This is a genomic window from Nocardioides flavus (ex Wang et al. 2016) (genome assembly GCF_014653115.1).
Lineage (GTDB): Bacteria > Actinomycetota > Actinomycetes > Propionibacteriales > Nocardioidaceae > Nocardioides > Nocardioides flavus.
Genome location: NZ_BNAD01000013.1, coordinates 41,551 through 64,948, shown reverse-complemented (window position 1 = coordinate 64,948; position 23,398 = coordinate 41,551). Strand labels below are relative to the sequence as shown.

At 70.5% G+C, this 23,398-nt stretch carries 21 protein-coding genes and 1 pseudogene; 10 read left to right on the top strand and 12 right to left on the bottom strand.

Annotated elements, in window-relative coordinates:
• Positions 1–91: 91 nt before the first annotated feature.
• Positions 92–2,998 (top strand): vitamin B12-dependent ribonucleotide reductase, encoded by a 2,907-nt coding sequence (locus IE200_RS17125; protein WP_191280699.1) that lies wholly within the window; start codon positions 92–94, stop codon positions 2,996–2,998.
• 95 nt (positions 2,999–3,093) lie between these two features.
• On the opposite strand, the gene IE200_RS17120 is transcribed toward IE200_RS17125, so the two are convergent.
• From IE200_RS17120 to IE200_RS17105, 4 genes are all read right to left on the bottom strand, one after another.
• On the bottom strand, positions 3,094–6,183 hold the full coding sequence (locus IE200_RS17120; protein WP_229856717.1) for a DUF3427 domain-containing protein: 3,090 nt from the start codon (positions 6,181–6,183) through the stop codon (positions 3,094–3,096).
• A 74-nt stretch (positions 6,184–6,257) separates the two neighbouring features.
• The gene (locus IE200_RS17115; protein ID WP_191280697.1) at positions 6,258–6,668 is read right to left on the bottom strand and encodes a (deoxy)nucleoside triphosphate pyrophosphohydrolase; all 411 of its coding nucleotides are present in this window, start codon (positions 6,666–6,668) and stop codon (positions 6,258–6,260) included.
• Between the two features lie 83 nt (positions 6,669–6,751).
• Positions 6,752–7,306: a hypothetical protein gene (locus tag IE200_RS17110; RefSeq protein WP_191280696.1), complete on the bottom strand. Its 555-nt coding sequence runs from the start codon at positions 7,304–7,306 to the stop codon at positions 6,752–6,754.
• 33 nt (positions 7,307–7,339) lie between these two features.
• On the bottom strand, positions 7,340–7,789 hold the full coding sequence (locus tag IE200_RS17105) for a hypothetical protein (RefSeq protein WP_191280695.1): 450 nt from the start codon (positions 7,787–7,789) through the stop codon (positions 7,340–7,342).
• A 91-nt stretch (positions 7,790–7,880) separates the two neighbouring features.
• Between IE200_RS17105 and IE200_RS17100 the strand changes: the two genes are divergently transcribed.
• Genes IE200_RS17100 through IE200_RS17090 form a run of 3 tightly spaced genes read left to right on the top strand, consistent with a single transcriptional unit; the run spans position 7,881 to position 9,149 of the window.
• A complete protein-coding gene (locus IE200_RS17100; protein ID WP_191280694.1) occupies positions 7,881–8,525 on the top strand; it encodes a hypothetical protein in 645 nt (214 codons plus the stop codon).
• 7 nt (positions 8,526–8,532) lie between these two features.
• Positions 8,533–8,772: a toxin-antitoxin system antitoxin subunit gene (locus tag IE200_RS21060; RefSeq protein WP_191280693.1), complete on the top strand. Its 240-nt coding sequence runs from the start codon at positions 8,533–8,535 to the stop codon at positions 8,770–8,772.
• Positions 8,769–9,149, top strand: a complete 381-nt coding sequence (locus IE200_RS17090; RefSeq protein ID WP_191280692.1) for a PIN domain-containing protein — start codon at positions 8,769–8,771, stop codon at positions 9,147–9,149. The genes IE200_RS21060 and IE200_RS17090 overlap by 4 nt, the downstream gene beginning before the upstream one ends.
• 35 nt (positions 9,150–9,184) lie before the next feature.
• Here IE200_RS17090 and IE200_RS17085 read toward each other — a convergent pair whose 3' ends face one another.
• The 3 genes from IE200_RS17085 to IE200_RS17075 are packed head-to-tail and all read right to left on the bottom strand — an operon-like array spanning position 9,185 to position 13,072.
• Positions 9,185–11,998 (bottom strand): DEAD/DEAH box helicase, encoded by a 2,814-nt coding sequence (locus tag IE200_RS17085; RefSeq protein WP_229856715.1) that lies wholly within the window; start codon positions 11,996–11,998, stop codon positions 9,185–9,187.
• 3 nt (positions 11,999–12,001) lie between these two features.
• Positions 12,002–12,655 carry an endonuclease/exonuclease/phosphatase family protein gene (locus IE200_RS17080; protein WP_191280691.1) on the bottom strand — a complete coding sequence of 218 codons (654 nt, stop codon included), beginning with the start codon at positions 12,653–12,655 and terminating at the stop codon, positions 12,002–12,004.
• Between the two features lie 48 nt (positions 12,656–12,703).
• A complete protein-coding gene (locus IE200_RS17075) occupies positions 12,704–13,072 on the bottom strand; it encodes a hypothetical protein (RefSeq protein WP_191280690.1) in 369 nt (122 codons plus the stop codon).
• A gap of 381 nt (positions 13,073–13,453) precedes the next feature.
• Between IE200_RS17075 and IE200_RS17070 the strand changes: the two genes are divergently transcribed.
• Positions 13,454–14,677: an HNH endonuclease signature motif containing protein gene (locus tag IE200_RS17070; RefSeq protein ID WP_191280689.1), complete on the top strand. Its 1,224-nt coding sequence runs from the start codon at positions 13,454–13,456 to the stop codon at positions 14,675–14,677.
• A 197-nt stretch (positions 14,678–14,874) separates the two neighbouring features.
• Here IE200_RS17070 and IE200_RS17065 read toward each other — a convergent pair whose 3' ends face one another.
• A complete protein-coding gene (locus tag IE200_RS17065) occupies positions 14,875–15,354 on the bottom strand; it encodes a hypothetical protein (RefSeq protein ID WP_191280688.1) in 480 nt (159 codons plus the stop codon).
• A 250-nt stretch (positions 15,355–15,604) separates the two neighbouring features.
• On the opposite strand from IE200_RS17065, the gene IE200_RS17060 reads away from it, so the two are divergent.
• From IE200_RS17060 to IE200_RS17040, 5 genes and pseudogenes are all read left to right on the top strand, one after another.
• Positions 15,605–16,054, top strand: a complete 450-nt coding sequence (locus IE200_RS17060) for an AfsR/SARP family transcriptional regulator (protein WP_191280687.1) — start codon at positions 15,605–15,607, stop codon at positions 16,052–16,054.
• 15 nt (positions 16,055–16,069) lie between these two features.
• Positions 16,070–16,312 (top strand): annotated as a pseudogene (locus IE200_RS21230) (BTAD domain-containing putative transcriptional regulator); the annotation flags it as partial.
• Positions 16,313–16,403: 91 nt separating this feature from the next.
• Positions 16,404–17,492 carry an AAA family ATPase gene (locus IE200_RS17050; protein WP_229856713.1) on the top strand — a complete coding sequence of 363 codons (1,089 nt, stop codon included), beginning with the start codon at positions 16,404–16,406 and terminating at the stop codon, positions 17,490–17,492.
• Between the two features lie 2 nt (positions 17,493–17,494).
• Positions 17,495–18,853 (top strand): FAD-binding oxidoreductase, encoded by a 1,359-nt coding sequence (locus IE200_RS17045; RefSeq protein ID WP_191280716.1) that lies wholly within the window; start codon positions 17,495–17,497, stop codon positions 18,851–18,853.
• Positions 18,854–18,946: 93 nt separating this feature from the next.
• Positions 18,947–20,314: an FAD-binding oxidoreductase gene (locus IE200_RS17040; protein WP_191280685.1), complete on the top strand. Its 1,368-nt coding sequence runs from the start codon at positions 18,947–18,949 to the stop codon at positions 20,312–20,314.
• A gap of 83 nt (positions 20,315–20,397) precedes the next feature.
• Here the strand turns inward: IE200_RS17040 and IE200_RS17035 are convergent, their stop codons facing one another.
• The 4 genes from IE200_RS17035 to IE200_RS17020 form a co-directional block, all read right to left on the bottom strand.
• Positions 20,398–20,721 carry a hypothetical protein gene (locus IE200_RS17035; RefSeq protein ID WP_191280684.1) on the bottom strand — a complete coding sequence of 108 codons (324 nt, stop codon included), beginning with the start codon at positions 20,719–20,721 and terminating at the stop codon, positions 20,398–20,400.
• 14 nt (positions 20,722–20,735) lie between these two features.
• On the bottom strand, positions 20,736–22,049 hold the full coding sequence (locus IE200_RS17030) for a hypothetical protein (RefSeq protein ID WP_191280683.1): 1,314 nt from the start codon (positions 22,047–22,049) through the stop codon (positions 20,736–20,738).
• A 71-nt stretch (positions 22,050–22,120) separates the two neighbouring features.
• Positions 22,121–22,510: a DUF2237 family protein gene (locus IE200_RS17025; protein ID WP_191280682.1), complete on the bottom strand. Its 390-nt coding sequence runs from the start codon at positions 22,508–22,510 to the stop codon at positions 22,121–22,123.
• A gap of 50 nt (positions 22,511–22,560) precedes the next feature.
• Positions 22,561–23,154, bottom strand: a complete 594-nt coding sequence (locus IE200_RS17020; RefSeq protein ID WP_191280681.1) for a hypothetical protein — start codon at positions 23,152–23,154, stop codon at positions 22,561–22,563.
• Positions 23,155–23,398: the final 244 nt, after the last annotated feature.

Genomic DNA, 23,398 nt, shown 5'->3' with positions numbered 1-23,398 from the left:
GTGGGGAAGCTGCCTGCCGGGCTCACCAACCCCGCGGACGAGGTCCGCCGAAGAAGCACCATCCACCCACCAGGTTCGACGAGGAGAACCCATGACCGAGACGGTGAGCACCCGCGCCAAGGCGAGGGGCGGCAAGGGCCTGAAGCTGGAGCGCGTCTTCAGCACCGAGGGCACGCACCCCTACGACGCCATCACGTGGGAGCGTCGCGACGTCGTCCAGCAGAACTGGAAGACCGGCGAGACCGTCTTCGAGCAGCGCGGCGTGGAGTTCCCCGACTTCTGGTCGGTCAACGCCTCCACGATCGTCACCACCAAGTACTTCCGCGGCGCGGTCGGCACCGACGCCCGCGAGTGGAGCCTCAAGCAGCTCATCGACCGGGTCGTGAAGACGTACACCAAGGCCGGCATCGACCACGGCTACTTCGCCACCGACGCCGACGCCGAGATCTTCGAGCACGAGCTGACCTGGCTGCTGGTCAACCAGTACTTCTCCTTCAACTCTCCCGTCTGGTTCAACGTCGGCACCCCGTCGCCGCAGCAGGTCTCGGCCTGCTTCATCCTCTCGGTCGACGACTCGATGGACTCGATCCTCAACTGGTACAAGGAGGAGGGCTTCATCTTCAAGGGCGGCTCCGGCGCCGGCCTCAACCTCTCCCGCATCCGCTCCTCCAAGGAGCTCCTCAGCAGCGGTGGTACGGCGAGCGGCCCCGTCTCCTTCATGCGCGGCGCCGACGCGTCCGCGGGCACCATCAAGTCGGGCGGCGCGACGCGTCGTGCGGCCAAGATGGTCGTCCTCGACGTCGACCACCCCGACATCGAGGAGTTCGTGATGACGAAGGCGAAGGAGGAGGACAAGATCCGCGCGCTGCGCGACGCCGGGTTCGACATGGACCTCGGCGGCGCCGACATCACCTCCGTGCAGTACCAGAACGCCAACAACTCCGTCCGCGTCAGCGACGAGTTCATGCGTGCGGTCGAGGACGGCACCGAGTTCGGCCTGCGCTCGCGCGGCACGGGCGAGGTCATCGAGACCGTCGACGCCCGCGACCTGTTCCGCAAGATCAGTGAGGCCGCCTGGGCCTGCGCCGACCCGGGCCTGCAGTACGACGACACGATCAACGACTGGCACACCAACCCCGAGACCGGCCGCATCACCGCGTCCAACCCGTGCTCGGAGTACATGTCGCTCGACAACTCCTCGTGCAACCTGGCGTCGCTCAACCTGCTGAAGTTCCTCAAGGACGACGACACCTTCGACGCCGCCCTCTTCGCGAAGGCCGTCGAGTTCATCATCACCGCGATGGACATCTCGATCTGCTTCGCCGACTTCCCGACCGAGCCGATCGGCAAGACCACCGTCGACTACCGCCAGCTCGGCATCGGGTACGCCAACCTCGGCGCGCTGCTGATGGCGATGGGCCTCGGCTACGACTCCGAGGGCGGCCGCTCGATGGCTGCCGCGATCACCTCGCTCATGACCGGCACCTCCTACAAGCGCTCCGCCGAGCTGGCCGCGATCGTCGGTCCGTACGCCGGCTACGCCCGCAACGCCGACGCCCACAAGCGCGTCATGCGCAAGCACCAGGCGGCCAACGACGTCGTCCGCGTGCTGCACACCGAGGACGGCCGCGTGCACAAGCTGGCCACCAAGGCGTGGGCCGACGTGATCAAGCTGGGCGACAAGAACGGCTTCCGCAACGCGCAGGCCTCGGTGCTCGCGCCCACCGGCACCATCGGCTTCATGATGGACTGCGACACCACCGGCATCGAGCCCGACTTCTCGCTGGTGAAGTTCAAGAAGCTCGTCGGCGGCGGCTCGATGCAGATCGTCAACCAGACCATCCCGCGGGCCCTGAAGAAGCTGGGCTACCAGGAGGAGCAGGTCGAGGCGATCGTCGCCTACATCGCCGAGCACGGCCACGTGGTCGACGCGCCGGGGCTGAAGACCGAGCACTACGAGGTCTTCGACACCGCTATGGGCGCCCGCTCGCTCAAGCCGATGGGCCACGTGCGGATGATGGCGGCGGCGCAGCCGTTCCTCTCCGGTGCGATCTCCAAGACGGTCAACCTGCCGGAGTCGGCCACGGTCGAGGAGATCGAGGACGTCTACATGCAGTCCTGGAAGCTCGGCCTCAAGGCGACCGCCGTCTACCGCGACAACTGCAAGGTCGGCCAGCCGCTGGCCGACGGTGGCGGCAAGGCCAAGAAGGACGCCGCCGACAAGGCTGCTGCCGACGCCGCGCCCGTCGAGACGAAGGTCGTGGAGAAGGTCGTCTACGCCCCGGTCCGCAAGCGCCTGCCGAAGTCGCGCGTCTCCCGTACGACGTCGTTCACCGTCGGCGGTGCCGAGGGCTACATGACCTCCGGTGCCCACGACGACGGCCAGCTCGGCGAGGTCTTCCTCAAGCTCGGCAAGCAGGGCTCGACCCTGGCCGGCGTGATGGACGCCTTCTCGATCGCGGTGTCGATCGGCTTGCAGTACGGCGTCCCGCTCGAGACGTACGTCTCGAAGTTCACCAACCTGCGCTTCGAGCCGGCCGGCCTGACCGACGACCCGGACGTGCGGATGTCGCAGTCGATCATGGACTACATCTTCCGCCGCCTGGCCCTGGACTACCTGTCCTTCGAGGAGCGCTCGCAGCTCGGCATCTACTCCGCCGAGGAGCGCCAGCGCCACCTCGAGACCGGCTCGTACGAGCCGCTCGTGGAGGAGACCGGCTCGGCGTCCGAGCTCACCTCGCCCGCCTCGTCGCCGGTTGAGCCTGTCGAAACCAAGATCCACGAGGACGTCGAGACCAAGGACACCCACGGCTCCGAGGCCCGCGAGGTCCCGGCCCAGGCGTCCACCGGCGAGGCCAAGACCACCGCCGAGCTCTTCGAGAAGCTCACCGGCACGGCGGTCGACTCCCCGCTCTGCATGACCTGCGGGACGAAGATGCGCCCGGCCGGCTCGTGCTACGTGTGCGAGGGCTGCGGGAGCACCAGCGGCTGCAGCTGACCTGATTGACCTGAAGGGCCCCGACCTCGTGTGTGTGAGAGGTCGGGGCCCTTCAGCTTGTTCTAGCTCGGGACCGTCGGGCGTGGGCGGACGCTCTACTGAGCCACCGCAGACGCATGGTTGAAGAAGTCCATCGGCATCTGGGTCCCCAGCCGCCACGTGATCTCGATGGGGCGGTCACCTGTGTGGCTGACGTACGTCGCTGGCCCCAGGAAGAGGTAGGGCGACGTGCCGAAGTCGTCCTTCTGCTCCTGACGCACGAACAAGAGCACGGTGCTCGAGCCGCTGAGATACCGCTGACCCGTCTTTGATGAGACGGAGGTGGTCGACTGCGACTCCCAGTGAAACAGGTCGCGCGAGATCGGGTAATCGGCGTACATCGTCGTGGGCGAGTAGTCGGCCTCCGACTTCCTGAGGGTAATGAAGAAGGCATCGACGTTCAGGTGTTCGAGATAGAGCACTCCCTCGCGGAAGCTGTTGGGATTCCGCGGGAAGTCGAGCGCGGCAAGAACCTCCTCGCGCTGATACCTCGCATGGATCTTCAAAGGTACGTCTGCCAGTGCCGCCGGGAGATCGGACGAAACGTGGCGCGCCGCCTCGTAGCTCAGGTCGACCACTGTCGAGATCTCTGCGCGCGTTGCGACTTCCCTGCGAAGGGCGTCGAGGCCCTCGCCGACCGAGGCGTACCCCCCGCCGTCAGACCACAGAGAGAAGAAGAGCATCCGTGCCAGGCGCTGCTCGGCCTGCGACATCCGCGAGTAGTCCGGCGCCTCGTCGTCCAGCAGTGCCTTGTAGGCCGTCGCCCTGGTCGGGTCATCCACATGGGCAAAGGCACGAACCCGCTTCAGGAGCTTGGCTTCGAGCTCCGAGCCCGGCAGCGTGGGCAGGTCGGCATCTCTGCGTAGCTTGGTCCAGGAGTGGCTTCCCCTTCGAAGAATGTCGCTGAGCTCCAGCCCAGAGACGTCGAGGAAGTCTGCGAGTGAGTCGTCCTTGGTCGCCTTGAGGTGAGCGACGATCTGTGCCCAGCGGTTGCTGATCTGGGAGCGGAGGTTCTCGAGGACCACCTGCTGGCTCTGCTGGTCCAGTCGGACCTGACACCCGGACGGCAGGAAGGGGAAGTCCTCCTTCACCCCCTTCTCGAGCTGCTTGCCGTGGAGTCCCGTGAGGGCGCTGAACTTGCGCGCGAAGCTGAATTCCTTGCGGTGGTAGCCGACGAAATCCAGGACAGTGAGGACGGCCTTGGCCGTCGTTCGCCGCAGCCCCCGACCCAACTGCTGCATGAAGATGGTGGAGCTCTCCGTCGGCCTCAAGAACAGCACTGTGTCGACGTCGGGGATGTCGAGGCCCTCGTTGAAGACGTCGACGGTGAACAGCACGTTCACCGAGGCATCACGGAGTGCGCGCAACGCAGTCGCCCGCTCGTCGTGAGGCGTGGTCCCGGTGACGGTGCGAGCCGGAATGCCGGCATCGTTGAATACTCGGGTCATGTATTCGGCGTGCGCAACGCTGACGCAGAAGCCCAAAGCGCGCATCTGCCCAGCGTCGGCAATCTTGTCCTCGACCGCCTTCAGGATGATTCGCGCACGCGCGTCATTTCCCGTGAAGACGCCATCGAGTTGGGTCTCGTCGTACTTGCCTCGAGACCAGGTGATCGAGCGAAGGTCCGTGCCGTCGGCAATCGCGAAGTAGTGGAATGGGCAGAGAAGGTCGGCCCCGAGGGCATCCCACAGTCGAAGCTCCGCCGCCGTTCGACCGTCGAAGAAGCTGCGCACGTCGACCCCGTCGCCACGCTCCGGCGTCGCCGTGAGGCCCAGGAGCTCTCGGGGTGTCAGGTGGTCGAGAATTCGTCGATAAGTCCGCGCTTCTGCGTGATGGAACTCGTCGATAACCACGATCTCGAATGAGTTGGCGGGGATGTTGGCGACACCGTAGGCCGTCAGCGACTGAATGCTGGCGAAAACGTGCTGCCACCGCTCGGGCCGCTGGCCGCCGACGTACAGCTCCCCGAAGTCGCCGTCCCCGAGCACCTCGCGGTAGGTCCGCATGGACTGCAGCAGGATCTCCTTGCGGTGCGCGACGAACAGCAGCGGCGGCTGCTTACCGGCTTCGTCCGCGAGGTTCCGGTAGTCGAGAGCAGCGATGACGGTCTTGCCTGTGCCTGTTGCTGCGACGACGAGATTCCGATGCCGGTCATGGAGCACACGCTCCACCTGGATCGCGTCGAGCATCTCTTGTTGGTACGGGTAGGGGCGTACCTCGAGGCCCGCGAGAGTGATCGTGACCCGGTCGGAGGACTTCCCGCCTTTCGCTTCGAGAAGTGCGTCGTCGAGGCGATCGCGATCGCGCTCGGGGTCGTACGACTCGAACTCGGGGCTGTTCCAGTACGCGTCGAAGGTGGCACGGAACTTGTCGAGCAGGCTCGGGGTCGCGGCCGTGCTCAGCCGCACGTTCCATTCGACCCCCTCCAGCATGGCCGAGGTAGTGAGATTCGAGGACCCTACGTACGCGGTGTCGAAGCCCGTGTCGCGCCCGAAGAGCCACGCCTTGGCGTGAAGGCGCGTGCGCTTAGCGTCGTACTGGACCTTCACCTCAGCACCGAACTCGTTGACCAACCGGTCGAGCGCGCGCCGCTCGGTGCCACCGATGTACGTCGTGGTGACCACCCGAATCGGCACCCCGGCTTCGTGCGCCGCCTTGAGCTCGTTCTCGATGAGACGCAGTCCGTGCCACATCACGAAGGCGCACAGGAGCTCGACCCTGTCTGCCGAGTCGATCTCGGCCCGGAGTTCGGAGGCAAGACTGGGCTCGCCGTGTGCGTTGGTCAGCAGCGCGGCGTCGTTCAACGGAGTCTTGGGACGCAGCGCCATCCGTGTCACCTGACCCGGGCCCGCAGGCCGGCGTACGGCGAGCAGCTGCTCCACTGGCGCAGTTACGGGCCGGTGCGATCCCTCGATGACTCGCAGGAGGTCGTTCGCCGCGTCGAGACGCGCCGCGGGATCTTTGATTGCTGCCAGGCGGCGCTGAAGTGCAAACGCAATATGACGGCTCAGAACGTGCACTTGATCCGCTTCATCCACGCGGCCCTGCTCGTGCTCGTGCGCTTCGTCAACATCAATCAGCGATTGAAGTTGCTCGGTGACGAGCGTTTCGTGAAGTCCAACGGGCAGAGAAGGAGGTTGATGCACGCGACGGAAGCTTGCCAGGCACATCCGACGAGATGTCGGCTTTCACTCGGTTCGCGATGGCAGACCCGCCGGTTTCAGCTTTTCGTCGCGCCGGTGAATCGCCGAACGATGTCCTCGACCGCCGGCACATCCGCTGGAGCCCAGTTCAGCTCCGGGAGCTGGTCGGGCTGCAGCCAGAGTTCAGCTGTGTGCTCGGTGAGCGATGGCTCGCCCGCGATCAGGTCGCAGTAGTAAGTCGTGAGGCGAACGGTCCCGAAGTCGTAATCATGCGCAGTGGTGGTGACCTTGTTGCCGACCTTCACTTCGCACAGGAGCTCCTCCTGGATCTCGCGACTCAGGGCGGTGATCTCATCTTCGCCAGGCTCGACCTTGCCGCCGGGAAACTCCCACATGCCTGGGAGGCTGCCGTCAGGTCCGCGTTGTACGCAGTACACGAGGCCGTCGCGGACGATCACCGCGCCGACTACCTCGATGGTTCGCTTCATGGCGCAATACTGCCGCGACGTCAGCGCCGAGCGGATAGAGGTATGCGAGTCCGGCCGGCGGAGTGGACTTCGCCGCCTGCGGTCTACCGTCGGGTTTGGCGAAGCTCCTCGGCCATGACGTCGAGCTGGTCGGGAGCGAGGCCGAGTGCGGTCCGGACCCGCCTGCGTCCGTCGAGCAACATCGAGTCGGCGGGGTCACCATCCGGATAGCCGTGGGTGAACGGGATGTTGTACCAGCGCAACGCCTGCCGCAGCTGGCCGTGGATCTCGTACGCCTCGGCGACGAGGTGGCAGGTGGTCGGGCTCACCTCGTCCTCGCGCGCCAACCCGCGCAACGTCTGGTCGAGCTCCGTGACCAACTCCACGTCGCCCTCGTCCAGCGCCAGCGACAACAGGTTCGCGATCGGGTCGGAGGCTGACTCGCCGCCGTCGCGCATCGCGAGCCGGAAGCAGCGCCGCGCGTGGTCGTACTCCTTCCTCATCTGCCAGTGCTCACCGGCCGCAATTAGCAGCGACGCGCGTCCGTGCTCGCCGGGCTCGAGGTCGTTGGCCTCACGCTCGAACCACGCAGGCTTCTCATCGAGCGGGACACGTTCCTCGATCGCGGTCAGCACGTCGAACAGCTCGTCCTCGGTCATGGGGACAGCCTTGCAGCACGTGCGGCGAAGTCTTCAGGCCACCATCCGGGGCTCGTGGCCGCAGGCGTCGGTCATGAAGTCCACCCAGCCGTGCTCGGTGACCAGGACGAGCTCACCCGTGTAGACGTCCTGGAAGTGATTGGCACGGCGCCAGCCTCGGCACCAGACGCCCTCGTTGGGTCCGAAGACCGCGAAGCCGGGTCGCACGACGATGGTCACGGCCTTGTGGTCGGGACCCTTCCCGTTGTTGGCCCATGGGACCCCGAACGCCTCCGTCGCTGCGCGGAGGTGCTCGGAGATGTCGTCGTCATCGTCCAGCAGGGCCGGAACGGGCAGCGGGTCGACGCGGAGCAACGTCTGGTGCGTCGACGGGTGGTGGATGAGTGCCAGCCACGCGCTGTCCTCGACGAGGGTCACGGTGTCGGCCACCTCGCGAATCAGTGCCGCCGGATCGCGGAGCTCGTACGTCCTCAGTTCGTCCATGTCGTCACGATGCCCCGACCACACCCGTGCGCGCTGCCGTCATCCACAGGCAGCACCGCCGGTCTGGTGTCGGCGTTGCGACGCGGTGAAGGTGGGAGCCGACCCCGAGGACACTGGAGGACACATGGGTTTCAGCACCGACTTCGTCGGCCACGTCGACATCGAACCGCCTCTGAACGACTCAGAGATCGCCTATCTCTCCGCGTTCGGCGCGTCGCGGCGCTACGACCGAGGAGATCCGTACGACGTGCCAGGCAATCCGCGCGCGGAGTCCGGTGCCGGTGCGGGTGACCGCTACAACCGTCCGGGGCAGGGGCAGCCGAATCTCTGGTGTGACTGGGAGGTCTGCTGGGACGGGTGCTGCATCTCCTGGAGCGGCAAGGAGAAGTCGTACTCGATGGAGCCGTGGCTGCGATACGTCATCGACCACTTCCTGAAGCCGGGTGCTCGCGCGGCCTCGGACCCGCGGTTCGAGGACTTCACCTTCGACCACGTGCTGTCGGGAACCGTCGTGGGCTGCCGACGTGACAACAAGGAGCTGTTCGCCATCCGGGTGGAGGACAACGAGGTCAGCAGGGAGGTCATGGTGCGGGCCGATCCGAGGTACGTCGACTACCCGCCGTTGCCCTATGAGGATGAGATCGACCGCGAGGACGACGACAGGCGCCGTCGCCGGCGTCGACCCCTGCCGGAGGAGTCTTCGACAGTGGTCCCGCTCCCGCGCCGGACAGTATGATCAAAGTATGAGCGCTCGCATCACGGTCAGCCTGCCGGACGACCTCGTCGCGTCCGCGGCCGCCGCGGTGGCTGCCGGTCGAGCGAGCTCGGTGTCGGCGTACGTCGCGAGTGCGATGCGGGAGAAGGCCGAGCGCGAGTCCGTGGCCGAGGTGTTGGCTGAGTGGCGCTCGGAGGCCGGGCCGCTGACGGCCGCGGACGAGGCGTGGGTGCGGGACGCGCTCGCCGCAGCGCAGCTGGAGCCGTGACCCGCGGCTTCTGCCTGGACGCGGGCGCCCTCATCGCCCTCGACCGTGGGCAGGCGCGGGTGGTCCACCTGCTCGACCGCGTGATCGCCGCCGGTGGGGCGGTGGAGATCCCCACCCCCGTCATCGCTCAGGTGTGGCGCGACGGTTCGCGGCAGGCGCGGCTCGCGCGCCTGCTCGGCGCGAGCGATGTCGTCCTGGTCGACCTCGATGCTGAGATGGCGCGCGCCGTCGGAGTCCTGTGCGGAGCGGTCGGCGTCGCCGACGTGGTGGACGGGCACGTCGCCCTGCACGCGCGACGTCGCGACTTGGCCGTGCTGACGTCGGACCCGGACGACATCGCGCTGCTGGATCCGACGCTGGCGATCGTCACGGTCTAGGCACCGTGCCGCCGAGCGCGCCACCCGAGGTGCGGTCAGGACCAGTGGCGCCGCATCACGGTGGTCGCCGCGAACGGGTCCTCGCCCGACACCGCGGCCACGATGCCGGCTCCCTCCGGCTTCGCTGCGGCGAGCAGGCGGCCCTCGCCGACCCACCGACGCCAGGCTGCGAGGTAGTGGTTGGCGCTGGTGGCGTTGCGGCCGAGGACGGTGGGCACCGGGTGCCACGCCTCCGCGCTCGCGCGTGCAGCCTGTAACGCCTTGCGGGCGCCGGCGCGCGTACGGATGGGGTCGTCCGGGGCCTGCGCGTCGGTGAAGCGGGACACGATGTAGCGCGGTGCGCCGACCGGTCCGATCGCCTCGTCGAACGCGACCGCGAAGACCTCGGCGTCGGTCTCCGTGCCGACGAGACGGAAGCGGTACTCCCCGCCGGGATGGACGTCTACGGCGAGGCCGGGCGCGCCCACACTGGTCAGCCCGGCCGCCGCGAGGCCGTCCGCGACGGCGGCGGCGACCGCCTCGAGCGGCGGGACGCCCGTCGTCAGAGCGAGCTGTGAGCGCACCCATTGCGTGAGGGTGTCGGCGTGGTCGCGACCGGTGACGGCGGCCTGGCCGAGGGTGGCCAAGACGCCAACGGTGCCGGCAGCCGCAACCGCCCACGGCCCAACGAAGGTGGTCGCGCCGCCGACGCCGGCTGTCCCCGCGGCCAGCGCCAGCGGCGTACGCCAGCTCGTCGCCGGCACCGGGCTGTCGGTGGTCATCCCGTCCGAAGCCAGCCGCCACGTCGGCGGGGCAGGCGTCAGCGCCACGACCTCGTCCGGCGGCACGACCACGGGCGAAGTGGCAGGCCTGACGCGCAGCGCTGTCAGGGTGACGTCTTCGTAGGGTTCGCCGACCGCCCACGCCTCGCGGATGGCGTCGCGGTCGGCGGCAGCGACGAGCATGCGGGCGTTGAGCGCGTCGAAGGACGCGACCGGCGGTGGCGCGTACGGGGAGAAGGACGCTTCGATATGGGCGACCCCGTCGACGATGTCGCCGTCGGCGTCCACGCCGTGGAAGCCCTGGTGCTTGCGCACCAGCCGGAACCAGTCGTTGTCGCCCTTGAGGTGAGCCTCCGAGACGCACACGACCGTCCAGTTGGTGGCGACCTTGTCCGGCCAGGTCGGGTCGGTGCGCAGCGCCCGGCCGCGCGTCTGGACGACAGCCGTCAGGGTGGTCGCGGTGGTCAGGTCGATGAGGGTGGAGACGCCGCGGGCGTTCCACCCCTCGCCGAGGAGGCCGCGGGTGCCGACGAGGACCTGGGTCCGGCCGGCCTCGAAGAACGCGGTGACGTGGCCGACCCAGGTGCGCGAGGTCCACCCGGACGTGCACGTCGAGACAGCACCGGCGCCGGCCTCGATGACCAGCTTCGCGGCCAGGTCGAGGTCGCGGTCGGCGACGAAGGCGACGAGATCGCGCAGCGTCGCTTCCGACGCGGCGACGACGGACCCGGTGACCAGCATCGGGTGGAGGAGGGCGGTGTCAGGGTCGGCCAGCAGGGCATCCAGCGCCGCGAGCGCCGAGCCGGCCTCGGCGTCGAGGACCCCGGCGAGGGTGACCGGCACGGTCGCGGACGCGCGCTCGTGGTCGCACAGCACCAGCGCCCGGGTCCGCTCGCCGATGGCGGCGTGCTCGGCAGCGATGATTTGCGCGGCCGCCCCGGGCTTGGCGTATGACCGGGCCAGCACGCGCTCGACGGTGGAGCGCCCACGGCGTACGCCGCGGCGGGTCCACTGGTAGCCCACGGACGGCAGCGCGGCCTTTACCACCGCGAGCACCTCGGCGTCGGCCGGGTTGTCGGACTCGGCGACGTGGTGGAGCAGCCAGTCCCCGAGGAGCCGGACCCAGTCCTCGGCCGACGGCGCGTGCCGGTGCTCCTCGCGCAGCCGGGCGCCGACGGGCAGGGCGAGCAGGCCCGCGTGGTGCATGCGCAGGGCGGAGTCGCAGAGGTCGGGCTCCCGCTCGGCGAGCGCAGCCCAGGTTGTCGTGGCAGGGACCGGCTCGACGAACCGGGCGGTGAGCCACTCGTAGAACCCGACCGACCCGAAGCCCGGGGTGGTGAGCAGGGTGGTGAGCTCGGTGAAGCGCAGCGCCTCGCTGGTGAGCCAGTCCTCCTCGGTCGGGGTGGGGGTGGTCAGCCAGACGAGCTCGTCGAACGGCGCGAGGTGCCCCTCCTTGACCACCGCCGGCACCGAGACGCGGTAGCGGATGGACCCGAAGAGCTGGTCGACGAGGGCGCGCTGCTCGCCGGCGAGGCTCTCGGGCGGGGTGGCGGTGAGCGCCAGGACGTGGGCGCGGTCGACTGCTTCGAGCAGCTCGGCGAGCAGGCGCCCCCACACCTCGAGCAGGTGGTGGCACTCGTCGAGGACGAGCACCAGGCGAGGCTCTGCGCGGATCCGGTCGAAGAGGGCGACGCCGTTGGGGTGGAGCCGGTCGACGACCGTGGTCGTGGAGTCGTCGTCGTCCGCGGCCTCGGAGTCGAAAACGGCCAGGGACTGGTAGGTCAGGCAGGTCAGCGGGCTGGCGAGGGACTTGTCGTCACTAGCGTCGAGCCCCAACGTCTGGGCCTCGGCGATCCACTGCGACTGGATGGCGGTGTTGGGGGCGAGCACGACGGCCCGCGTGTCGGGGTGTGCCCGGAGCTCGGCGGCGACGGCCTCCAGGCCGACGCGCGTCTTGCCCGCTCCGGGCGGCAGGACGACCCAGGCCCGCGGGTGTTCCGCGTCGTCCCAGGCGCCGGCGAGTGCCGCGAGCGCCTCCCGCTGGTGGATGCGCAGCGGGGGCACGGTGAGCGTGTGCGGGTCGGGCACCGCTCATGCCTCCTGAGCGTCGACGACGTACGCGTCATGGTCGGACAGGCGCCTGCCGTCGCTCTCCGCGACGATCCGCCGCGCGGTCGCGGACCAACCGGCAGGTACGGCGACGTGGTCGATGCTGAGCAGGCCGTCGATGGCGTGCGGCAGCTCGGTCGTCGGCACGACCAGACCGAGCTCGTCGAGGGCAGCCGTGACCGAGGCTCGGCCGGCCTTCGAGCCCGCGTACTCCTTGCCGAGCAGCGCGTGGTTCCAGTCGCCGCCCCACACCACGGACGGAGCGGCGCGCAGCCGCAGGGTCAGCTCGTCCACCGCGTTCTGCGTCCTGCCGGCGTGACGCTCGCCAACCCACACCGGACCCGATCGGGCGGCTCGCCACGGCAGCACCGAGCTGACGTATGTCGTCGCACCGACCTGCGCCGCCACGCTCGCCCGGTGCGGGTCAGGACTCGAGGCCATCGGCACGCGGCTGGCGACCGCTGCCCAGCGCCGGCGCGCTGCCATCGTTGCGGCTGAGAGGTGCATCGCGAAGCCGGGCAGGCTCGTCCGCTCGTCGACCTCCGTCAGCAGCCAGACGTCGCAGTCAGCCTCGAGGAGCACGTTCCGGTGGTCGTCCGACCACCGGCCGGCGAGGTTCCAGGTCCCGATGCGCACGGCCGCATCCTGCCGGACGGATCAGCCGGCTCGACCACGTGTGTGCCGTCAATCCCGCTCCCAGGGCGCCTCGTCGCCCATCTTCGCGTAGTACTTCGCGAGGTGGCTCTTGACGCGATCGACGTCCTTCGACGGCAGGTCCACGCCACCGCGCCCGCCGACCATGACGTTGCCCGCGGCCATCACCCCGCGCGGCACCGCGCGCAGCCGGCCGTCGACGACGTCGGCGATCAACAGCTTGTAGGCGGTGAAGTTGTCCTTCTTGTCCGCGTCGTACCAGACGTGGGCTTCGCGGTACTTCTCGTTGGGTTCGTCCTCGGCGCCGGCCCACTCGCGCACCCGCTTCTCGGCGGCGTCGCCGTCCCAGTCGTGGTCGCGGTCGGCGAGGGGCAGGTCCTGGAAGCTCGTCACAGCCATGGCTCCACGGTCCCCCTGTCCGCGCCGGTGGACCACCCCCACAGAGGCGGGAGCGAGTGGGGTGTGGGTCTCGTGATGGGACTTCGTCCCTCCTCGACCGGCGGAGTGGCCAGCGTCAGTCCACAGCCCCGAAATTGTGATGGTCCGATCGGCCGAACAGGTGTACGATAAGTGCAGCACGCCGATCCGGAAAGGGTCTCGTCTGAGGCGACGGGGATCTGGGGGTCGGGACAGTCATCCATAGAACCCGTCCTGGTGCTGGCGGGGTGCCGTCGACAAGGCGAGCTCTCGGGTGGCGACCGTGGCGAATGGGCCGGCACGTCTCACCGCATCACCCCGGAACAGGGTGGGTGTCCGTGACGCGTGCCGAGGAGGTGGCCCATGCATCCGATCATCGAGTGTGCCGCTGACATCTCCGCGGCGTTGAAGGCTGCTCGCGGCGTGGAGCCGGCGTTCATGGGCATCGCGGAGAAGGAGTCCGCGCTGGTCGCGCTGGCCGAGGCCCGCTCGCAGCTGGATGCGCTGACGGCTCGGGTGCTGGCTGCCTCGGACGACGTGGGCGAGGCGCATGGGCTGCGTGACGTGGCGGCGTGGCTGGCGGTGCAGACGCGTACGACGCGGCGCGAGGCACGCCGTGACCTGGCGTTGGGCCGGGCGTTGGAGGCGCACCCGGGCGTGGCGTCGGCGTTGTCCTCCGGGGCGTTGCGGACCGAGCAGGCGCGAGCGGTGGTCGAGGCGGTCGACGCGCTCCCGGTACGTGTCGAGGCCGAGACGCGGTGGCGGGCGGAGAACACGTTGCTGGCGCTCGCGCGCGAGCACGATGCGCGTGAGCTGAAGCAGATCGGGAAACGCATCCTGGACCTGGTCGCCCCCGAGGTCGGGGAGTGCCACGAGGCGGCGGTGCTGGCGGGTGAGGAGGCACGCGCCGACGCGGGCGTGGAGCTGGTCCTGGTCGACGACGGCGCGGGCCGGTGCCATGGTCGGTTCGTCGTGCCCTCGCACGTGGGGAAGATCCTCACGCGCCACCTGCTGGCGCTGGCGAACCCGGCGCGTCACACCGAGGCCGAGCTCAGGGGCGAGGCCGGCGGCTGGAAGCCGTTGCGGCGCAGGTTGGGTGAGGCGCTGGTGGAGTACGTCGAGCGCTACCCCGAGGACCACACCCCGCAGACCGCGGGCGTCAACGCCACCGTGGTGGTGACCATGACGCTGGAGCAGCTGCTCGCGGACAACGTCACGGCTCTGCTGGACGACGGCACGCGCATGTCCGCGGGCCAGGCGCGTCGGCTGGCGTGCGAGGCAGGGATCATCCCCGTGGTCCTCGGCACCGAGTCCCAGGTCCTCGACCTGGGACGGACGCGGCGGTTGTTCACCAAGGCCCAGCGCATCGCGCTCGGTCTGCGCGACGGCGGCTGCACCGCCACGGGCTGCGAGACCTCGGCGTCCGGCTGTCATGCCCACCACGACGACCCCTGGTCACGTGGCGGGCTGACCGACCTGGCCAACGGGCGACTGCTCTGCCCACGACATCACCGCCTGGCCCACGACTCCCGCTACGCGAAGACCACCCACGCCGACAACAAGGTCACCTTCGCCAGACGGACGTAGGCCGACCGGATCGCGACCCGGGCGTCAGGCGCCCAACGCCTCGAGCCCGTGGTAGACGGCGAACGCCGGCCTCGCGCTCCCTTCGCTCAAACTTCCGCTCCGACGTCCACGTCGATCCGCTCTCGCGCCAGGTCGGGGGGAACGGCCCGGGGCAGGGCCCTTCGTCCCACGGGGAGGGGCCATGTCGCCGGGAGCACTCAGGAGTCGTACGCCTCCACGGTGGCGCGCCCCTGGGTGGCCAGGATCAGCAAGATCCAGCCGTCGGTGCCGCGCAGCCTGCGGGTGGTGGCATCAGTCACGACGTAGCGGCCGACGAACCGGTGCGTCACCACGTAGGTGGCGTCGGTGAACTCTCCGCACACCTCGCCGACCGCGTCGAGCCGCAGGAAGCGCTTCTCGGAGGTCACGTCGAGGGTGCCGGCGGCGGGCTCGCACGAGCCGGGTGCCGGCAACGACCCGTCGTCGGCGGCCAGCGTGGCGACGTACGTGCCGTCGAACGGCTTGCCGGTCACCGAGCCGGCGAGGTGGGCGGTGCCCGCGGCGTCGACCGCGTGCGTGCCGAGGTCGGCGCCCCGCAGGTCGACCAGCGGTTTGGTTGCGGCGACGGCGGGGGAGGCCGCCGCGGTCACTGCGAGAGCGGCGACGGTCAGGGTGAGGCTCTGGGCGATGCGGTTCATCGGTGTGCTCCTGGGTGTTGGGTCGAGGACCCGACCGTGCCCCGGGTGGCTTGACGGCGACTTGGGGGTGGCTTGATGGGGTCTCGATACGCCCGCTCGTCCCTCGCGGGCTACTCGACCAGCGAGCAGTGCCCTCCTCGACCAGCGAGCGGTGCCCCCCTCGACCAGCAGCGGGCGCGTGCCCGAAATCGGGGCAGCGCTCGGCCTCGGGACGTCCTACTCTCGACGAAGGCCCTACGCGAGGAATGGGGTGGACGGACAGCCGGATCTCGAGCTCCACGTGCTCGGCGAGCTCACGGCCACGCGGGACGGCGTGGCCGTGGATCTCGGCGGGCGCCGTCAGCGTGCCGTGCTGGCGGCGCTGGCGATGCAGCGTGGGCAGGTGGTGCCGGCCGACCACCTCGTCGAGTGCGTCTGGGGCGACCACCCGCCGGCCAACGCGACCGGCGCGCTGCAGGCGTACGTCAGTCACCTGCGTCGACGGCTCGAGCCTGACGCGGCCGCCCGCCAGCGCGCGGGTGTGATCGCCCGGGCGGGGCCGGGCTACGTGCTCCGGCTCCCGGGGGATGCGGTCGACGCGTGGGCCTTCGAGGCGGCGGTCGAGGCGGCCGCGGGCCAGGCGCCGGGGGACGCGGTCTGCACGCTGGAGGCCGCGCTGCGATCGTGGCGCGGTCCGGCGTACGCCGACTATGCCGGGTAGGCGTGGGCCGAGGTCGAGGTCGCCCGGCTCACCGAGCTGCGCGGGCTCGCCCGCGAGCGGCTGCTCGCGACGCGGCTCGAGCTCGGCGAGGCCCCGCTCGTCATCGGCGACCTCGAGGCGCTGGTCAAGGAGGACCCGCTGCGCGAGGAGCGCTGGCGGCTCCTGACCCTTGCGCTCTACCGGGCGCACCGCCAGGCCGCCGCCCTCGAAGCGCTGAGAAGAGCGCGGGCGGTGCTCGCCGAGGAGCTGGGCGTGGACCCCGGGTCCGGCGCTGCGCGCGCTGGAGGCGGAGGTGCTCGCCCAGTCACCGGACCTCGACGGTCCCAGGCCGGCACTGAGCACCGCTCCGGTGGCGCTCGTCCCGAGGCCCCGTACGCCCGACGGGCTCGTCGACCGGGACCGCGAGTTGGCGCTCCTCCGCACCCGGCTCGACGAGCTCGCCGACGGCACGTCCGGCTGCCTGCTCGTCGAGGGCCCTGCCGGTATCGGCAAGACCCGCCTGCTCGACGAGGTCCGCACGCTCGCCGTCGCCGCCGGCGTGTGGGTGCGGTCGGCGCGCAGCAGCGCGCTCGAGCAGGACTTCGCGTGGGGCGTGGTGCGTCAGCTGTTCGGCACGGGCGCCGAGGACGCGTTGGGCCACGACGAGCGCTTCGCCGTGCTGCGCGGGCTCTGCGAGCTGACGACACAGCTCGCCGAGGAGGCGCCGTTCGTGCTCTGCGTCGACGACGTCCAGCGGTGCGACGAGGCGTCGCTGCAGTTCCTCGCCTACCTGGTCAGGCGGCTCGAGGGTCTCCCGGTGCTGGTGGTCCTGGCAATGCGCACCGGCGAGCCGAACCGGGCCGACGACCTCGCCGAGCTGGTCGCCGACGAGACGCTGACCGTCGTACGCCCCGCGCCGCTCACCGAGGAGGGCACCGCCGCGTTGGTGGCCGACCGGCTCGGTCCGGGCGCGGACACGTTCGTGGCCACCTGCCACCGGATGACCTCCGGCAACCCGCTGCTTCTGCGCCAGCTGCTGCGCGCCCTCGCCGACCAGGGCATCCCGCCGGACGCGGCGCACGTCGACACCGTCCGCGCGGTCGGCTCGCGGGCGATCGCCTCGCTCGTCACGCTGCGCCTGCGCCGGATGCCCGCCGGCGTGACGACGGTCGCCCGCGCTGTCGCGATGCTCGGGCCGACGGCCGACCTGTTGAGCGTCGCCGACCTCGCGCAGCTCCCCGAGGAGGACGTCGCGGCGGCCCTCGACCTCCTGGCCCGCAGCGAGATCCTCCTCGACGGCCACCCGCTCGACTTCGTGAACCCTTTGGTGCGCGACGCCATCCACGCCGACGTCCCCACGGGCGAGCGCGCCCTGCTCGTCGAGCGGCTGAACCGGCGGCTCAAGTCATCCTCAAGTCGCACCGACCATGCTGGATCGCCCACAGGAGTGAGGCGGTGACGATGCACCACGCGGAGGCGTTGCGCGGGCTGGCCGGCGGTGCCGTGCACCTGCCCGGCGACCCCCTCTACGACGAGGCGCGGATGCCGTGGAACCTCCAGGTCGACGAGCGCCCGGCGGCAGTCGCCTATCCGGCCGACCCGCAGGAGGTCGCGCTGGTCGTCAAGGCCGCCGCTGCGGCGGGGCTCCGGGTCGCGCCGCAGGGCACGGGCCACGGCGCCCCGCCGCTCGCGGGCCGGCTCGGCGACGCCGTCCTGCTGCGCACCTCGGCGATGACCGGCCTGCGCGTCGACGCCGCCACCCGTACGGCCCGGGCCGACGCTGGCGTCCTGTGGGGTGACGTGGTCTCCCGCGCCGGCAAGGTCGGCCTCGCCGGGATGCACATGTCCAGCCCGGGGGTGGGCGTGGTCGGCTCGTCGCTCGGCGGGGGAGTGAGCTGGTACGCCCGGCAGCACGGCCTGCAGTGCAGCGCCATCACGGCGGTCGAGCTGGTGCTCGCAGACGGCACGTTCGTACGCGCCACCGAGGCCCACGACACCGACCTGCTCTGGGCGGCGCGCGGGGGCAGCGGCGGCTTCGGGGTGGTCACGTCACTGGAGTTCGACCTGCTGCCGGTGCGCACGGCGTACGCCGGGATGCTCGCGTGGGACTGGACCCACGCCCGGCGCGTGCTCACCGCCTGGGGCGAGTGGACCGCGGACGCGCCCGAGTCGGTGACGAGCGTGGCCCGGATCTTCCAGGTGCCCGAGAGCGAGTGGCTGCCGGCGCAGCTCAGCGGTCGCAAGCTGGTGATGATCGACGCGGTCGCGCTCGGCGACGCCGATGCGGGGGCGCGCTCCATCGCGGCGCTGCGCGCGCTGAAGCCCGAGATCGACACCTTCACGCAGATGTCCGCACCCGACATCGCCCACCTGCAGCTCGACCCGCAGGAGCCCACCGCGGTCTACGCCAACAGCGTGCTGGTCAACGGCCTGCCGGCGGACGCGGTCGACGCCCTGGTCGACGCCGCCGGTCCCGGGTCGGGCAGCGACCTGCTCTTCGTCGAGCTGCGCCAGCTCGGCGGCGCACTGGCGCGGCCCTCGCGCCGCGCCGGCGCGATGGACCACCTCGACGGCTCCTTCCTCGTGCTCGGCGTCGGCCTCGACGTGGGCACCGGCTGGAGCGCCGTACGCGCCGACGCCCTGCGGATCCTCGACTCGCTCGCGCCCTGGACCTCCAGCGCGGCGTACCTCTCGATGGCCTACGAGGCCGCCGCGCGGCGCGGCTGGTCGGCGGAGTCGTACGACCGCTTGCTGCGGATCCGTCGTGCGGCGGACCCGCAGGGAGTGTTCGTGGGGCCTCAAGCACCCCAGAACGACTGATTCCGCCGGTCGGGCTCAAGTCGGGTCCAAGTGCACCGCAAGTGCACCGGTGCACCTTCGAGTGGTCAACGACGACACCACACGGAGGAAAGCATGACCATCGCACAGACCAGCCCCGCAGCCGTACCGTTCGCGGAGCTGGACGCGCTCACCATCGGCACCCTCGCAGTGCCCGGCGAGAAGAAGTACGACGCCCTCGTCTCGCCGTGGAACCTCGCCGTCCCGGTGCGGCCCGCGGCCGTCCTCGCGGCACACGACGCCCAGGACGTCGTCGAAGCCGTGCAGTTCGCGGCCCGCCACGGCCTCCGCGTCACCCCGCAGGCCACCGGCCACGGCCCGATGGCCGACCTGACCACCGAGCTGCTGGTCACCACCCAGGAGCTCGACGAGGTCGTCATCCACCCCGAGGAGGGCTGGGCCCGCGCCGGAGCCGGGGTGAAGTGGCTGAAGGTCGTCGAGGCCGCCGCGCCGTACGGTCTGGCGCCGCTCTCGGGTTCGATCACCGACGTCGGCATCGTCGGCTACACCACCGGCGGCGGGCTCGGGCCGATGGCCCGCACCTACGGCCTCGCCATCGACCGGGTGCGCGCCATCGAGGTCGTCACCGGCGACGGCGTGCTCCGGCGGGCCACGCCGACCGAGCACCCGGACCTGTTCTTCGCCCTGCGCGGTGCGAAGGGGATGCTCGGGATCGTCACGGCGATCGAGTTCGACCTGGTGCAGCAGCCGCGGTTCTACGGCGGCTCGCTGTGGTTCGACGGCGCGGACGCGCCGGGTGTCATCGACGCCTGGCGGGACTGGTCGGCGGAGCTGCCCGAGGCCGGCACCACGTCCTTCGCGCTCCTCCAGCTGCCCGAGATGGAGGGGGTGCCGCCGATGCTCGCCGGCCGGCTGACGCTGTCGGTGCGCTACGTGTGGACCGGGTCCGCCGAGGAGGGCGAGCGCTGGTTCGCCGCGATGCGGGCGGCCGCGCCCGTGATCCTCGACCACGTGGCCGACAAGCCCTACACGGCGATCGACTCGGTGCACACCGACCCGCTCGACCCGACCCCGGCCTTCGAGGCCGGCCACGTGCTGGCCGACTTCCCGGCCGAGGCGGCCGACGCGCTGCTCGCGTTGACGGGACCGGGGCTCGCGTCACCGCAGATCCTGGTGGAGGTGCGCCAGCTCGGCGGCGCGTACGCCCGGGCAGGCGAGCACCCGAGCGCCTTCGCCTCACGCGACGCGGCGTACTCGCTGCTGATCGTGGGCATCGCCGAGATCCCGGGCGTGGAGGACCACGCCGCCGCGATCCTCGACGCGATGGCGCCCTGGGTGGGTGGTCACCGGCTGCCGAACTTCACCTTCACGCCCGAGGAGTACGTCGACGCGTACGACGAGGTGACGCTCGCACGGCTGCGGCGCACCCGGCGGACGTACGACCCGGACGGCGTGCTGATGATCGGCGGTGTCCTGGCCTGAGCCCTGCGACCCGCGGCCCTCCTGGTTGGTGGGGGCCGCGGGTCGTGGCGTAGCGGCTTGCCATCTGGGTGCACCACGCCAGCTCAGCGTTCGGCGAAAGACGCCTCTGCTCCTACGAGCGCGAGCAGGGGTCTATTCGCCGGTGCTTCAGGATCCCCGTCGAGCTCGATGGGAGTACCGGGCTCGGCTGCGCGGGCCGTTGCAGTGTCGATGGGCCACGGCACCCATACGAGTTGAAGGTCAGGATGCCGCTCGACGAACGTGTCGTACGCCTTTCGGCAGATGCCCGCGAACGCCGGGTCAGAGCGGTCCAGACCCAGGCCAGCGAGCGACCAGGCGAACATGTAGAGGGGCAGCACGCCGTCGAAGTCGTACTCCTCCTGCACCTCGTCGAGGAGGCGGTCCACGAGCGAGCGGTCAGTCATAGGAGTGGGTTCCCTTCGAGGGGGATCTTCACCTTGGTGCCGTTCTGCGAGACGACGACGTACGGACCGCTGGTCAACGCGTCGGGCCGCGTGTCGCCGTAGCCGTCCATGATCCTGATCTGGCGATCGTAGTGGTCCGGATCCTTGAAGCGGACGCCGTCGCCACGCGCACTGCTCGATGATGGCCAGCCACGCAGGAGTCGGCCCAAGTCCTCAGCGGGCATGCCTCGCAGGTCGTGCGGGTCGAAGATCCTGGGGTCTGCGATCGTTTCCGCGATCCTTGCCAGCCGCGCTCTTTGGTTCGTACGCCAGCCCAGCGGGTGCACCATCTCCCCGCGCTCATCCCGCACCGGGGCCTGGACGAAGCGATCGAACCCCTCCCGAGCCCGCGCGAGCTGGTCCTCCGCTGCCCGCAGCCGAGCTGCCCCAGTCGCGACGACCGCGCGCAGCGAGGTGAGCAGGGCGTGGAATCGCGGGGCCTGGGCACGGATGCGCGCGAGCGCCGCGGCCGCCTTCACGCCACCGCCGAGTCCACCGGTGATGCCGGCGACGATCGCGGTGATGGCGACCTCCTCGACGACCATCTGGCCGATCTCGGTGAGCAGGGCGCGCGTGCGGGTGCGCGTGCCCTCGACGCCTCCGGCGTAGTCCTCGCACGCGTCGGCGAGCGCGAGCAGCTGGTCGGCGGTGTCCTCGACCAGCGAACGGAGATCGGCGATCGCCGCGAGCGCGAGCGGGATCTCGGGGGAGACCTGGTGCTCGAGCAGGCGCGTGACGACGTCGAGGTGGGCGGTGAGGTCGGCCACCGACCCGCTCGTACGCCGCCACGCCGAGGCTGCGTCACGGAGCAGGCCGACGTCGGCGCCGGGCCACACGAAGCCCTCGACCTGGTCGAGGATCCACGCGTGGATCTCGCCGAGCCCGGTGGCGACCGAGCCGCCCAGACTGGACGGCGGGGGTGCGGGGGATACGCGGACGAACGAGTCCTCGTCGAGCCTGCGACCTGTGTAGGCGTTGGTCCTGCCCGCGGCGGCCGCCTCGGCGCGGTCATGGTTGCGACCGCTGGCGTCGACGAGCCGTCCGAGCCCGACCAGGGCGTGGGTCAGGTCGGCCAGCGTGGCCACCGCTTCGCGTGCGGCAGGGTCGTACGCCGCGGCGAAGTCGCTGCTGGTGGCGTCGTCGCCCGCCATCCCGGCGTACGCCGCGAGCTTGCCGGCGAGCGACTCAGTGAGCAGCGCCGCCACGTGGTTGGCCGTCCGGCAGGCGTCGGCCGCCTCGGCGTAGCCGCCGCACTCGACACTGATCCGCACCCGTCCACCTTCACGAACCGGACCGCGGTGGCGACACCCCCGCGACCGGATCTGTGGACAACCGGGTCAGCTCAGCGCAGCCCGCTCAGGTCCGGTGGCACGTCGACCGAGTGCGCCCGCAGCACCTCGAGCGGCACGACGTCGAGCGCACGCTCCGACGTCGCCGACAGCACGACCGGCGCGGCCACCCCCGCCTCGTACGCCTGCAGCCAGCGGACGGCGACCACGCACCACCGGTCGCCCGGGACGAGACCCGGGAAGTGCCACTCCGGGCGCGGGGTGGAGAGGTCGTTGCCCACCGAGCGCTGGTGGGCGAGGAACTCCTCGGTCATCACCGCGCACACGGCGTGCAGGCCGACGTCCTGCGGGCCGACGGTGCAGGTGCCGTCGCGGTGGAACCCGGTGACGGGATCCGTGCCGCAGGGGTCGAGCTCGCCGCCGAGGACGTTGCGTTCGGTCATGGGGTGATCATCGCGCGTGTGTCCGAGGAAGAGGTCGGCGTGGGCGGCCCTCAGCGGCGAGACGGGTCGGCTGCGCCGTCGAGCGGCCCCATCGCCGAGTCGCGGATCAGTCGGGCGACGAGCTTTTGTCCCGACGAGATGGCGTCGCTGAGCCGCTCGTGCGCGACGTCGTGCCTCTCGGCCTCCAGCGCCCACTTGGCCGCCGCCATGCCCTGGAGGAGCGAGTCGTTGATCTCGACGGCCTGCCGGTGGAGGACGTCGCGCTTGGCCTGCTCGACGCGGGCCTGCTCGGCACGTCGCAGCCGGTCGGAGGCGTCGCCGAGGAGCAGCCCGACGAGCAGGATCGGCACCATCCGCGTCGACCAGCCGAGCACGGTGAGGTCCACGTCGGCCACCAGCACCCACAGCGCGAGCAGCACGAGCGCGGCCGCCGAGGCAAGCATCCCGGCAACGCGGCCCCAGGCGAGGGCGGCGAGGCTGACCGGCACGACGTAGAACACCGTGATGGCTACCGAGGAGTCGTTGCCCAGGGCGAACCGGACCACAGTGATCGACACGAACAGCGCGAGTACCCCGGCCAGCGCCAGTCCCCTCCGTCGGCTGAACCAGGGCACGTACGCCGCGGGGGTCGAGGTCAGGGCCATCGGGACAGTCTGGCTTCCTCGGTCACAGGAGGACAGGGCCATTCGTCCCGCTGTCGGCCCCAAGGTCCGGAGCCCGCGGGCGATCATGGCGGCTCGACCACAGTCGACACAGGGGTTGCGAGGGCGTTCGAACAGGTGTACGATAAGTTCTCATCAAGCACGCCGGTCCGGAACGGATCCCGTCTGAGGCGACGGGGATCCCGGGATCGGGGCAGTCACCCATAGAACCCGTCCTGGTGCTGGC